This window comes from Pseudoalteromonas sp. CST2 (assembly GCF_028599385.1).
In the GTDB taxonomy this organism is placed as follows: domain Bacteria; phylum Pseudomonadota; class Gammaproteobacteria; order Enterobacterales; family Alteromonadaceae; genus Pseudoalteromonas; species Pseudoalteromonas atlantica.
Window position 1 is genome coordinate 329,588 of record NZ_JAQREO010000001.1, and the last position, 12,085, is coordinate 341,672.

General features: G+C 40.3%; 13 protein-coding genes. 8 read left to right on the plus strand and 5 right to left on the minus strand.

Annotated elements, in window-relative coordinates:
• Positions 1-30: 30 nt before the first annotated feature.
• Positions 31-276, minus strand: coding sequence for a DUF4235 domain-containing protein (locus tag PSH41_RS01520; protein WP_004587585.1), 246 nt, complete (start codon positions 274-276; stop codon positions 31-33).
• Between the two features lie 507 nt (positions 277-783).
• On the opposite strand from PSH41_RS01520, the gene sodC reads away from it, so the two are divergent.
• Together sodC and PSH41_RS01530 are read left to right on the plus strand one after the other, a co-directional pair.
• Positions 784-1,353, plus strand: coding sequence for a superoxide dismutase family protein (gene sodC / locus PSH41_RS01525; RefSeq protein WP_138611278.1), 570 nt, complete (start codon positions 784-786; stop codon positions 1,351-1,353).
• Positions 1,354-1,367: 14 nt separating this feature from the next.
• A complete protein-coding gene (locus tag PSH41_RS01530; protein WP_273588671.1) occupies positions 1,368-1,601 on the plus strand; it encodes a ChaB family protein in 234 nt (77 codons plus the stop codon).
• Positions 1,602-1,679: 78 nt separating this feature from the next.
• Here PSH41_RS01530 and PSH41_RS01535 read toward each other — a convergent pair whose 3' ends face one another.
• On the minus strand, positions 1,680-3,008 hold the full coding sequence (locus PSH41_RS01535) for a sodium/glutamate symporter (protein WP_138626223.1): 1,329 nt from the start codon (positions 3,006-3,008) through the stop codon (positions 1,680-1,682).
• Between the two features lie 311 nt (positions 3,009-3,319).
• On the opposite strand from PSH41_RS01535, the gene PSH41_RS01540 reads away from it, so the two are divergent.
• From PSH41_RS01540 to PSH41_RS01555, 4 genes are all read left to right on the plus strand, one after another.
• The gene (locus PSH41_RS01540; protein WP_273588672.1) at positions 3,320-3,910 is read left to right on the plus strand and encodes an acyl carrier protein phosphodiesterase; all 591 of its coding nucleotides are present in this window, start codon (positions 3,320-3,322) and stop codon (positions 3,908-3,910) included.
• A 118-nt stretch (positions 3,911-4,028) separates the two neighbouring features.
• The gene (locus PSH41_RS01545) at positions 4,029-4,838 is read left to right on the plus strand and encodes an NERD domain-containing protein (protein WP_273588673.1); all 810 of its coding nucleotides are present in this window, start codon (positions 4,029-4,031) and stop codon (positions 4,836-4,838) included.
• A gap of 15 nt (positions 4,839-4,853) precedes the next feature.
• Positions 4,854-5,495 (plus strand): hypothetical protein, encoded by a 642-nt coding sequence (locus tag PSH41_RS01550; protein WP_273588674.1) that lies wholly within the window; start codon positions 4,854-4,856, stop codon positions 5,493-5,495.
• 71 nt (positions 5,496-5,566) lie between these two features.
• On the plus strand, positions 5,567-6,244 hold the full coding sequence (locus PSH41_RS01555) for a glutathione S-transferase family protein (RefSeq protein ID WP_273588675.1): 678 nt from the start codon (positions 5,567-5,569) through the stop codon (positions 6,242-6,244).
• Positions 6,245-6,311: 67 nt separating this feature from the next.
• Here the strand turns inward: PSH41_RS01555 and PSH41_RS01560 are convergent, their stop codons facing one another.
• Positions 6,312-7,460, minus strand: a complete 1,149-nt coding sequence (locus PSH41_RS01560) for a hypothetical protein (RefSeq protein ID WP_273588676.1) — start codon at positions 7,458-7,460, stop codon at positions 6,312-6,314.
• A gap of 206 nt (positions 7,461-7,666) precedes the next feature.
• Here PSH41_RS01560 and PSH41_RS01565 point away from each other — a divergent pair, with 206 nt between their 5' ends.
• Positions 7,667-9,034: an alkaline phosphatase PhoX gene (locus tag PSH41_RS01565; RefSeq protein WP_273588677.1), complete on the plus strand. Its 1,368-nt coding sequence runs from the start codon at positions 7,667-7,669 to the stop codon at positions 9,032-9,034.
• Positions 9,035-9,284: 250 nt separating this feature from the next.
• Here the strand turns inward: PSH41_RS01565 and dps are convergent, their stop codons facing one another.
• A complete protein-coding gene (gene dps, locus PSH41_RS01570; RefSeq protein ID WP_004587573.1) occupies positions 9,285-9,800 on the minus strand; it encodes a DNA starvation/stationary phase protection protein Dps in 516 nt (171 codons plus the stop codon).
• A 612-nt stretch (positions 9,801-10,412) separates the two neighbouring features.
• Between dps and PSH41_RS01575 the strand changes: the two genes are divergently transcribed.
• A complete protein-coding gene (locus PSH41_RS01575) occupies positions 10,413-11,192 on the plus strand; it encodes a nucleoside-binding protein (protein ID WP_096042274.1) in 780 nt (259 codons plus the stop codon).
• Between the two features lie 89 nt (positions 11,193-11,281).
• Here PSH41_RS01575 and PSH41_RS01580 read toward each other — a convergent pair whose 3' ends face one another.
• Positions 11,282-12,061 carry a DUF2189 domain-containing protein gene (locus tag PSH41_RS01580; protein WP_054982813.1) on the minus strand — a complete coding sequence of 260 codons (780 nt, stop codon included), beginning with the start codon at positions 12,059-12,061 and terminating at the stop codon, positions 11,282-11,284.
• Positions 12,062-12,085 lie beyond the last annotated feature (24 nt).

Sequence of the window (12,085 nt, forward strand, 5' to 3'; positions counted from 1 at the left end):
TTTTTACGTTGTACTTGAATAGCTATTGGCTTACTTAGATTTACGTTTGTCGAGCACATAATGTACGGCCATTCTTGCCACGCCTGCACCAATGCCAGATACTACCGCCCATGTAACGGCTTCTTTAAGATCTGTATGCTCGCTTGGCTTGTCTTTTGGGGCGGGCTCGTTGGTTACCTTTTCCCACGACTTTTGTAAACTTTTTCTGGTTAGCATGCCAGCTGATGCGGCGGCTAGGCCTATACCTAGTGTTTTAATTAGTTGCTTGTTACTCATAATTCCCTCGATTGTTTAATAGCGATAGGGTCATCTATAACCCGTTTAATAACACTAGTATGTTCAGCAATTAGTATACCGATAGCGCAGTAGGCGTTGTGAGCGTGGTTTATTTTAGCGTGTGCATAGGCGCGTATTTTGATTAAACGCGCCGTGCTATTGGCTTAGCGCGGTATTAGTTAATGCACTATTGAGTGTTTAAGCTGTTTTTTTACCCGTTTTGAGCGGTACTTAGTATTAGGCGGGTGGGCGTGTTAAGCCTGTAAAGTTGTCATTTCTTTTGTAAATTTGCACTAGTTTTTGTATAGCGTTTAAGCAAAAACACGCAGTAAATTTTAAGTATGTGTAGTGGTTAATTATCTAGCTTTGTTTATTTTATTTTTAATCAATGCGTTACGTTTAGCGCAGGTGAAATTTTTTGCCTACAGTGAGCTTGGTATAGAGATTGTACCTAATAACTGAGCAGTCGCGTTATTTACAAAACAGATACTACATAAGGAGAGCACGATGAATTGTTTACAGTTTGATTCAACCGCTAAAAAAAGCGTAGCACGTATTTTTAAACCAGCTTGCGCCATATTATTTACCGCTGCAATGCTACAAAATAGCGCATTGGCGAATGTAGATGTTGATATGCATGCAGTAAGTAAGTCGGGGCAAGGTGAGTTACTTGGCACCGTTACACTGACAGAAAATGAGCACGGGGTGGTATTTACCCCAGCGCTTAAAGGCTTAACGCCTGGGCAGCATGGCTTTCATGTTCATCAATATGCTAGCTGCGAGCCAAAGCAAAAAAACGGTAAAGTTGTACCGGCCGGTGCTGCTGGTGGGCACTTTGATCCTAACAGCGCTAAACACCATGATGAACCCTGGAGTAATGGCCACCTAGGCGATTTACCTGCGTTATTTGTAAATGAGCGCGGCGAAGCTAAATCGCCTGTTTTAGCGCCAAGGCTCAAGCTTGAGCAGCTTAAACAGCACGCAGTAATGATCCACAAAGGGGGCGACAATTATGCCGACGAACCCAAGAAATTAGGTGGCGGCGGTAAACGTGTTGCGTGCGGCGTAATTAAGTAATACGGAGATTATTTATGCCTTATCAAAACACAAACGAGTTACCGGATTCGGTAAAAAGTAACTTACCTAAACATGCCCAAGAGATATATCAAGAGGCGTTTAATAGCGCGTGGGATACCTACGAGGACCCAAGCGATAGAAAAAACGGCGACGACCGCGAAACCACAGCGCATAAAGTGGCTTGGTCTGCAGTTAAAAATAGCTACAGTAAAAATGATAATGGAAATTGGGTTAAGTCGAATAATTAGTTACTTGTACAAGTAAAAAACCAATGCATAAAAAAGCCGCTACAAAAGTTGTAGCGGCTTTTTTATAGCGCAATTAGGCTACTCGCTTTTGTGTTTGCGGCGTTTATAAAAGGCAAAACCACCCACTACACAGGCTAATATAACCGCCATAATAATAGTAAATGCCCACGGCCCAAAATTAGCAATGGCAGGAAGTGCAAGGGCAGTAACAATACCGCCGCCAACCACAGGCTCATAAAGTGGTTGTTTGTAACTAAAGGGGCGAATATGCTCGCTTGGGTTTGAGGTAGCCTGTTTTAGCATTAACAGCCCAACCGCCGTAGTGCCCATAGATTGCCCAAGCTCGCCAATTCCTCTCACTTTCCAATCTTTTGGGAAAAACCACCCACCAAAGAAAAAGTAAATAGCTGCGCTATAGGCAACCCCCACTGCGCCTAAAATTAAAATACTTTGCCAATATTTAGCAAGTACCGATAAGTTAAGCGCACCCAGTGCGGCAATTATTAGTAAATCGAGGGAGAGGTTAGAAAGCAGATTTATTTGATAGTGACTAATTAAGTTACCCATGCCTGATTTATTAAGCACTATTTGCACCACTAAACCCACCATCATCGCAATGGGGAATAAAGGCATGTACTCAAGTATTTTTACCGATGAATCGGCAAAAAGGTTTTTTTCGGCTACTTGTAAGCCACTAAGAATAAGCCAAGCAACAATAACAACCGTGCCTAAAATAGCAAAGTGCAGGCCAAACGGGCGGTCTTTTACTTCTACTTTTTCGTCGTGGCTAATTTCAAGTTCTTGGTCGCCCCCATCGGTGCGGTTAGACATAATAGTCCCTAATACGATGGCGCTTATAAGGCCTATTGTTGCTATACCTAACCCCAAGTCCATACCTTTTGCAAAATCGATACTTTCAAAAGTGGATTGCAGGCCAGCTACGGTGCCATGCCCGCCCTGAAATCCCACCGCAATGAGTGCGCCGGCAACTTCGTTGGTATCAAATAAAGGGGCAAGTACTAATAATGCCGTGATCATACCCACAACATATTGGCCTATGGCAATGCTGTAGCCAAAGCTTAAATTGGGTAGGCTTTGGTTTAGCGATTGTTTAATTGTAGGTATTTTTTTACCTAAAAATAAACCTGCAAACACCACTACAATTAAATACCCAGGTAACTCTTTCCATATGCTTGTGACTTTTTCATCTATCCATAAATTAGTGCCTTGGAGCGACAAATTAATATGCTCACCGAGTAATTGTGGCCCTAATAAAAGAGCCAATACGCCAGCAATTAACGATGAAGGCACAATTAAGCCCCTTAAAAATGTGTACTTAATTAAATTACCTAGCGTTAAAAAAAAGGCCAGTAATAGTAACGACTTAAAAAATATAGCTATATCCATAACTGATTTAACCTATGTTTTATGCTCCTTTAAACTACTCACTAATAAAAAGAGCTATACATGTTTGAGTGCTAAATACGCTAAGTAGCAATATATATTCCAGCGATTTTTAAATTTTAAGTGATTGATAATTCTATTTTAAATATTTAATGCTGAATTGAGTGCAACGGCTTTACAGAGTGTTTGTATAATTTTCAAACTAAAGTGTTAGGTAAATACACAGGGAGTGCGCTAAACACTCGTGTGAGTTTCGCTTAAATGTGCGTTACTATTTGGCAAAATTAAGTTTGTTTAAACCCATTGGGATTACGTTGAATTATTTAGCTCACCTTTACTTAGCAAAGCCTACAGCCGATTCACACTTTGGCAATTTATTAGGTGATTTTGGTGGACGCAGGCACGCAGAATACCTGCCCAATAGCGTTAAAAGTGCACTAGAAAACCATTACTTAGTCGATAAATTTACCGACTCACACGCTTTAGTAAAAACCACTAAACAGTACTTTTCGCCCGAGCGAAAGCGCTTTGCAGGCGTAGCGATTGACGTGCTGTTTGATCACTTTTTAATTAGGCATTGGCAGCAATTTAACAAACACCCTTTAAATGATTTTAAACGCAGCAGCTACGCACTTTTAAATGAGCGCATAGCGGTTATGCCAGCGCGCATGCAGCATGTTGTAACCAGCATGACTACAAACGATTGGTTTAAAGAATACGAAACTATAGAAGGGGTAGGGCTTGCGCTTGATAACATAGCCAAACGCATTCGTTTTACTAATAACTTTGCAGGTTCCGCTGAGGATATAGCGCAAAACTACCATGAGTTAGAATCGGTATTTTTAGCATTTTTCCCTGAGTTAATTGAACATGTTAATGAACATGCCTTAGAAAGGGCGTATTAAAAACAATGCTTAAATTTGTTTAGTATTGAACGTGCATTATTACGTGTACTGCTAGTTTATTTTTTAAATTTCGCGGCTCTATTATTGCCATTTGTATAGCTTAAAGGATTAACTAAATATGGATTTTTCTACGATTTTGGTCACGCTATTAGGCCAACTTTGGTACTTTGTACCGCTGTTTATTTGTATTGGGGTTTTTAAAACACCTTGGTTTAAAGGAGCGATGGGAGAGTGGCAAGTTAATGTGCTAATTAAACTGTTTTTAAATAAGGCAGATTACACGTTAATTAAAAATGTGACGCTGCCTACTTTTGAAAACGGCATCGAAAATGGTACTACGCAAATTGATCATATTATTGTGTCTGAGTTTGGTGTGTTTGTGCTGGAAACTAAAAACATGAAAGGTTGGATTTTTGGTTCAGCAAATCAAAAAATGTGGACACAAAAAATTTTTAAACACTCACCAAAATTTCAAAACCCACTGCATCAAAACTACAAGCATTTAAAAACACTTGAGTCGTGTTTAAACATAAACAGTAACGCATTATTTTCGGTTATTATTTTTATTGGCGACAGCACATTTAAAACTAAACTACCTGAAAATGTTAGGTTTGCACGCGGCAGTATTGAGTACATTAAAAGTAAAACCGAGCGAGTACTTAGTGCTAATACTAAAAACGATATAGTAAATACAATTGAAAGCGGAAAATTAAAGCCAAGTTTTAAAACAAATCGCCAACATGTAAGCCATGTAAAAACAATTATTGAACATAAGCAGGCGCCAAAAAAAGAACGCTCAGAAACTCAGATATGCTCACGTTGCGGTGAGAAAATGGTACTACGTAAAGCAAAGAAAGGTACTAATATAGGAAATACGTTCTTTGGCTGTAGTGCATTCCCTAAATGTAGAAATAGTGTTGAAATTTAAAAGGAAGTAGATTTTATGCCCGATGTAACGGCACTGTTTTATATAGCTATTATGGCTTTTTATTTATTACACAAAAACGAAGAAGCCAAAATATTAGTTCCCGTTATTGGCTTTGCAGCAATCCCCCTTTTTAGTAACGATTACTGGCAATGGTTTCAGCTTAGTGCGGCACTGAGTGTTGTGGTTATAGTGATAGAAAAAGAGAAGGCAGGGTATACAGGTGGCGGTGCCGTTTCGGCATTTGCTGCATTTTTTATCGGCGCTTTATTAGTTAGTATTTTTATACACGCGACTTCGTCTGCGGTTACTAGTTTAAACTCTACAAACTTTAATTTTAAACATCCACTAAGTTACGCGTGGCCTAGGGAAGTTGTAATTTTATATGCGTTTGCGTTTATAACTGCATTGCTTGGGATATTGTTTAACGTTCGTATGCTTGTAGCTTTTTATGGCGCATTAATTATTGCGTGTTTACTTGCTGTTTTACCTCACTTTTGTGGCTCTTTTTTATATGGCTTAGCATTAAGTATAATTATTATTGTAGTTACTTTTGCCGTGGCATTTATTAAAAAGGCACAAGAAGAAGCGCGCTTTATATTTGCTTATATTGGTGCAGGGTTAATACAAGTGAGCTGTTTGGTTAAGTACTTTAGCTAACTATTTTTTTGTTATTTGAACGATTGCTCAAGTTGTGATTTAATTGTAGCTACTACTTTTAGGAGCGTTTTATGATCAAATTTTATTTTCACCATACACCTAACCCAATGAAGGTTGCTTTGTTTTTAGAAGAAACAGGCTTACCGTTTGAACTTGTGCCACTTGATACCTTAAAAGGTGAGCAACACGCACCTGAGTTTAAAGCCATCAATCCTAACGCAAAAGCACCAGCCATTGTTGATGGTGAAACCCGTGTGTTTGATTCGAACGCTATATTAATGTACCTAAGCGAAAAACACGGTAAGTTAGCAGGTAAGCCAGAGAATCGCGCCGAAATGCTTTCATGGTTAATGTTTATAGCATCGGGCCTTGGGCCGTATTCGGGGCAAAGTGTACACTTTAGACACATGGCGCCTGAAGGGCTTGATTACGCAGTTAACCGCTACTTGCGTGAGGCGCAGCGCCATTACGAAGTGCTTGATGCACACCTTGAAGGTCGCGACTTTATAGTGGGTGATGAATACACCATTGCTGATGTATCTGCTTGGGGTTGGATTGATAAAGCGCCAGTAGTACTTGGTGAAGAAGGCCTAGCACCATACCCTAATTTAAAACGTTGGTTTGAAAGCATTGATAGCCGCCCAGCGGTTGCGCGTGCACGCAAAATTGGCACCGATGTCGCCTTTAAAAAAGAGTTTGATGAAGAAGCCAAACGTGCGTTTTTCCCATCTAATTACCCGAAGAGCTAACGCTTAAAAAGTAAAAAAGGGCAATTAATATTGCCCTTTTTTTATGTATATTAATTGCTTAGCTTTATTATAATGCCACTAAGCTTTGCGTGAGCATTGCTTTAATTTGTTTAACTATGTTGGCTTCTGTTTCGGGTTCAAACTGTTGAATACGCGGGGTATGGATATGCCCAGTAGGAATGCTCGAATTTAGCGCGTCACGCAGGCGAATACTACGATACGATATTTCGTTAGACAAATAACCACCCCCGCCGCCATTTACCGCAACACTGTTTTTAAGCGCGCCGTACGAGCCGGCTTTAAAGGTTTTATTAAGTGTAGTTACTTCGCGGTTGTCGATTACTTTATATGGGCCTTTGGCGTTTTGCATGGCGCTTACTGGTAGGCTAAATTTTACAAACTCATTACCAGGTAGTGGGCGGCCATTTAGCTTGGGAATAACAGGGCTTGTTTGCGTACCACCGTAGACAATATTGGCGTTATCTGGCGCGGTTACGCTGCGGCGTTTACCAGGAAAGTGCTCTAAATCAAACTCGGTTCTGCCCATGCTAACCGTTACAACCATGTCGACGTTGTTAAGTGCGTAGTAGGGGGCAAGGAGTGATTCTATTATACCTTGGTCAAAGTCTTCGTAGCGTACTGGTACCATAACCGTGTTAATTTCGGCGCTAACGCCATTGTAATTAATAACTTGGCCGTCGAGTAACAATGCGGCGACCCCAGATGGGTTACTTTGGTTGATATTTTTGTCGAGTAAAAAAGGGTCAAATCCGGTAAGTATAATTTTTTTATCACTGCCTGATGAAAAAGCTAAATCGGTGCGGCCTCGGCTGCCCTCTTCAAGCATGCTTAGCAGCGTATTTATTTGCGCGTCAGATAGCTCAACGTTAGCTTCGGTTGTACGTATTATTTTGCTTGAAAGCAAGCGCGCCCAGTAAAGTGCTCGGTCGTCGTAATTGTTAGTTTTAATGATGCGTTGCTTAGCGCTTTCCCACAGCTCAAAACTATAGGTTTGAATGAGCTGCTTTGCCTCTTTAAAATTATTGAGCGCTTTAAACTGTTGCTCAAAGGTGGTTACTTCTTTATTAAAGGCGTTTAACACAGTGGGCATAGCTGTTTGTGCTTTGCTGATGCGTTGTTCTTCAACGGTGAGTGGATTACTTAAAGCTGCGAATGAAGAGGCCATTAAGCTGGTTGCTAGTAATACTTTGATCATGATACTCCTAATTAAGCCGTTGTTATTTGAGTAACTTACTATCCTACTATTAAACAGTGAGGGCAATTATTTAAAGTTGAATTAACTGATATCTGGTACGGATGGAATGTTACATTATTACATTTTGATGAATTTAGCAAAGCGCCGCACTTCTAGCGAGTTATTTCCTTTACTATAGATTTAATAAAAAACACGGGAATAAAATAATGGTTTCTAGAAGAGAGTTTTTATTTAGTGCAGGCTCGCTTGCGTTTATTGGCTTATCGCGCAGCGCAATGGGTAACGTTGCTTTACCTGAAGTAACGACTAAGTTACCTGCTTATGGCCCATTAATAGCCGACCCTCAGGCCTTATTAGATTTACCTAAAGGCTTTAGTTATCGGGTTATATCGGCACTTGGCGATAAAATGGATGATGGTTTAGACGTACCCGACCGTGCCGATGGCATGGGTTGTATTGCATTAGATAACGAACGCGTAGCCCTTATACGTAACCATGAGTTACAACCTAAACACATTAATAAAGCATCTGATTTAATTAGTAATCACAAAACCCCCTTAGCCTATGATTCATTTAAAAATGGTGTAGCTTTGCCTGGGGGCACTAGCCATATAATTTATAACTTAAAAGAGCAAAAGCGCGAGCAAGAGTATTTATCGCTGTGTGGCACAATAAGAAACTGTTCAGGCGGTGTAACGCCGTGGGGCAGTTGGCTAACCTGCGAAGAAACCGTTATGGATAAAAGCGATGGCTTGTCTCAATCTCACGGTTACATTTTTGAGGTACCAGCCAGCGCCAAAGGCTTAATTAAGCCTGAGCCATTATATGATATGGGCCGCTTTAATCATGAAGCCGCCGCAATAGACCCACAAACCGGTATTGTTTATTTAACTGAAGATAGAGGCGATAGTTTGTTTTATCGGTTTATTCCTCATCATCGCGATAAGTTAAATAAAGGCGGCACATTGCAAGCGATGGTAATTAAAAACCAGCCTCAGTTTGATAGCCGAAATTGGGATTCACCGGCCATGCCATTACACAGCGACCTTTTAGTTGAATGGATAACGCTCACAGACCCTAAAAGCCCAAATGATGACCTACGTAAGCAAGGTTATAAAAACGGTGCAGCCTTATTTGCAAGAGGAGAGGGAATACATTGGGGTAAAAATGAGCTTTATTTTTGCTGTACTAATGGGGGCAAAAAGCAGTTAGGTCAGGTAATGAAGTACACACCTTCAAAAAACGAAGGCACTGAGTTAGAGCAAAATGAGCCTGGTAAAATACAACTATTTGTAGAAAGTACAAACGAGTCGTTATACAACTTTGGTGATAATTTAACGGTAGCACCTAACGGGCATTTAATTGTATGTGAGGATCAATACACAGACACGGTGAATAACCATTTACGCGGAGTAACACCTAAAGGAGAGGTGTATAACTTTGCTAAATTGCATGCGCAAACAGAGCTTGCTGGGGCGTGTTTTTCACCAGACGGGCAAACCTTGTTTGTAAACGTATACATGCCAACTAAAACGTTGGCTATTACTGGTCCTTGGGATAGTTTTAAGCTTTAAAGTGGTAAAAAATACAAACGCTTAGCATGCCTATACTAGGCGTTTGTATTTTAACAATCCTTGTAGGTTTACCAAATCCGTTAGCAAGCTTTAGTCATCCTTGGTGCATTTACTACATCCTTTATGTAATAAGCAACGAGTCCTTGTAGTTTGCACTTCATCCTGTACCTACTTATGTAACGTATCCTTGTATCTTTATTAGTCCTTTAACTCTTATTAACATTCCTTGTATGGTAAAGTGGGTAATAAATTAATGATTTAGTTTACCTGCAGACGATTCAATGTGTGCACGTACAAACCATTGAAACTGCTCTAAGTCACCTAGCTGGCTGGTGATCATATCCTCTGATACTGGGTCTAATTCAGACAGCGTGCCAATGGCTTTGCGGTGGTCGGCGTTTACGCCACTGTATACTTTGTCTAATGCACCTAAATGCTCTACTACAAAGGCTTTACCTAATGAGTATTCTTCCCATGTGCGGCGATCTACAATTGACTTAGGTGTACCTTGTGGCGTACCGCCTAATGTAGCAATACGCTCTGCGATGGTGTCGGTCATTTCGCGAATAGCATCGACTTGTGGGTCTAACATTTCATGCACACCAATAAAGCTTGGGCCTACTACATTCCAGTGAATATGCTTTAAAGTAAGTTGTAAGTCTAAAAGTGCTACGAGTCGGTTATCGAGTGTTTCAATTGTTTTTTTTGCTGATTCGTTATCCATACCTGGGGCTGTAAATTCAATTGGGTGTTGTGAGTTACTCATAATGTCTCCCGTTGTGTAATTTGTTGTATGTAGCCATTGCTACCATTTAACTTGCAATACATGAAGCAAAGCCTATGCCTACCAAGTTTATTTATTTAAACTATTGATATTTAGTGTTTTATTTTTAATTGGGTACGTAGGGTTAAAAAGGGAGAGGCGTAGAATATGAATTTTATGCACTTATTTTTGTAAATTGTGCACAGTAGTAAAAAAGCTGTGGCTGTTTATCGATTGAGTTGAAATTTGTTTATGCTCAATAAGGCACAGTCTGTGTAATACAGCTACCTAATGTACCTAGCCTTACAATTCACGCCGTTATTAAATTACCTTTAAAAGCTCACCTTAATATTGCACGTGCTACAACCTCTAAATAAAACCCAGTAAATAAGCTAAGCAAGGGTATACAAAATATAAAGGCGCTTATTTATTACCTGCGTAATGATTAATTCAGGTGTTTTATAAAGGGCTAACGCTGCTCTTTTAAAGCCGCGCTACTGGGCTTTACTGCTTAGATTTTAAAAATCAGCCTTTGTACTTATTTAATCTCTTTAGTTGGTGAATGCTCACTGATATACTCCCGCCGCATTTTAATTGGGGTTATGTAAATAAATCATGAATTTTTTAAAAACACTGTTTACAACATCTATACTGCTTTTGTCTCACTCAGCACTAGCAGAAAATTGGAGCGTCACACAGCTTCACACAAATTTTGGCGATGCCTTAAATCCCTTTACCGGGGAGTCGTCATTTACACGCACCTACACCATAGAGCATGCCTCAGAGCATGATTTAGGTGATAACTACTTTTTTATCGACTTTTTAAACGACAGCCTTAGTGATGGTTTTCAAGATACGGGTATTTATGGCGAGTGGTACACAACACTTAGCTTATCAAAAGCCTTTGATACCTCTGTGCGTTACGGTGCAATAAAAGACACAGGTTTAGTGTTTGGTATAAACGCCGGTGAAGAGGGGTTAATGAAATACACCCCAGGCATCAAGCTCAGCTGGGATGCCCCAGGCTTTGATTTTTTAACAACCACTTTTGCAGGTTACATTGATGCCAACGGCGGCGTGCATAAAGATCAGCTAGCCAAGCAAGACAACAGCATTTTTATAGACCTTGCATGGGGTGCACCTTTTACACTAGCTAGCCAAGCATTTTATTTTACCGGCCACGTAGAATATATTTCTGGACGTGATGACGAACTAGGCAATAAAGTTAATGAGTGGTTGCTTGCTCAACCCGCTGTGCATTGGGATGTAGGGCAAAACTTTAATTTAAACCCGCAACAGTTAATGGTAGGGGTAGAGTGGCGCTATTGGTACAACAAGTTAGGGACTAATAAAATAGAAAACCAGCCCTTTTTACATGCTATTTGGGTATTTTAAGCAAAGCTTGCTTTGCTAGGTTAATAAAAAAATAGCGCCTTTTGGCGCTATTTTTAGTCAGTGTGGTTGGAACTTTAAGTGGTTGGTTGTTACTCGTAACCACGAGGTTTTTTGGTTTTAATAACTGCAATATAAGCATGCCAACTGGCGTAACTAAGCAAAGGCATAATTACAATAAAGCCCGTGGCGCCGGTAGCAAAACCAACAGCTACCAATAAAAATATACAAATTGACCATACCACCATAGCGGCAAAGTTAGTTTTTACAGCGTTCATAGAGCTTATTACAGCGGTCATAATATCTACTCGGCGCTCCATCATTATTTGTGGAGCAAAAGCAGAAAGCGAAAATACAGTCACCAGTAATACCCCTCCTATTATGCTGCCTAACGTTAAAAACGCCGATAACTCTTCAAAGGTGGGATTGGCGTGGCTAGGATATAAAGCATGCACAAGCGCGGCTAAACGCATCCAAGCAATCATGATAACCATTAGCATTATTGCAAAGCCCCATTCGCCTACTGGGTTTCTAAACATCGACTTTATAGAGTGGCTAAGTGTGGGTTTATGCCCTTTTTCAAGCTCCCATGCTACATCGTAAAGGCCTGCCGCAAAGGCTGGGCCTATTAATGCAAACGCCACGGTTGCAGGCAGTATTACTAAATATGTACCTGTAAACATTGCCGAGTAAACAATAGCAACAGGAATAAGGGTAAATATTACCCCGTAAATAAGGCTCAATATGGGCGCACGGGTCATGTCTTTAAATGCCAGTGCTAGCCAGTGAAAAGCCGCAAATGTGTTTACCTTATTGCATTCAATGCAGCGGGCAAATTCAGAGTGTTTATTAATCGTATTTGTTGTTGGCATAACAACGCTCCTTAACAAGGTGTC

Excerpts from the sequence above, each read along its gene's own strand:
- PSH41_RS01575 (WP_096042274.1), top strand. The coding sequence starts at position 10,413 with ATGAATTTTTTAAAAACACTGTTTACAACATCTATACTGCTTTTGTCT.
- PSH41_RS01550 (WP_273588674.1), top strand. The coding sequence starts at position 4,854 with ATGCCCGATGTAACGGCACTGTTTTATATAGCTATTATGGCTTTTTAT.
- PSH41_RS01560 (WP_273588676.1), bottom strand. The coding sequence starts at position 7,460 with ATGATCAAAGTATTACTAGCAACCAGCTTAATGGCCTCTTCATTCGCA.
- PSH41_RS01535 (WP_138626223.1), bottom strand. The coding sequence starts at position 3,008 with ATGGATATAGCTATATTTTTTAAGTCGTTACTATTACTGGCCTTTTTT.
- PSH41_RS01545 (WP_273588673.1), top strand. The coding sequence starts at position 4,029 with ATGGATTTTTCTACGATTTTGGTCACGCTATTAGGCCAACTTTGGTAC.
- PSH41_RS01555 (WP_273588675.1), top strand. The coding sequence starts at position 5,567 with ATGATCAAATTTTATTTTCACCATACACCTAACCCAATGAAGGTTGCT.
- PSH41_RS01520 (WP_004587585.1), bottom strand. The coding sequence starts at position 276 with ATGAGTAACAAGCAACTAATTAAAACACTAGGTATAGGCCTAGCCGCC.
- PSH41_RS01565 (WP_273588677.1), top strand. The coding sequence starts at position 7,667 with ATGGTTTCTAGAAGAGAGTTTTTATTTAGTGCAGGCTCGCTTGCGTTT.
- PSH41_RS01580 (WP_054982813.1), bottom strand. The coding sequence starts at position 12,061 with ATGCCAACAACAAATACGATTAATAAACACTCTGAATTTGCCCGCTGC.
- dps (WP_004587573.1), bottom strand. The coding sequence starts at position 9,800 with ATGAGTAACTCACAACACCCAATTGAATTTACAGCCCCAGGTATGGAT.
- sodC (WP_138611278.1), top strand. The coding sequence starts at position 784 with ATGAATTGTTTACAGTTTGATTCAACCGCTAAAAAAAGCGTAGCACGT.
- PSH41_RS01530 (WP_273588671.1), top strand. The coding sequence starts at position 1,368 with ATGCCTTATCAAAACACAAACGAGTTACCGGATTCGGTAAAAAGTAAC.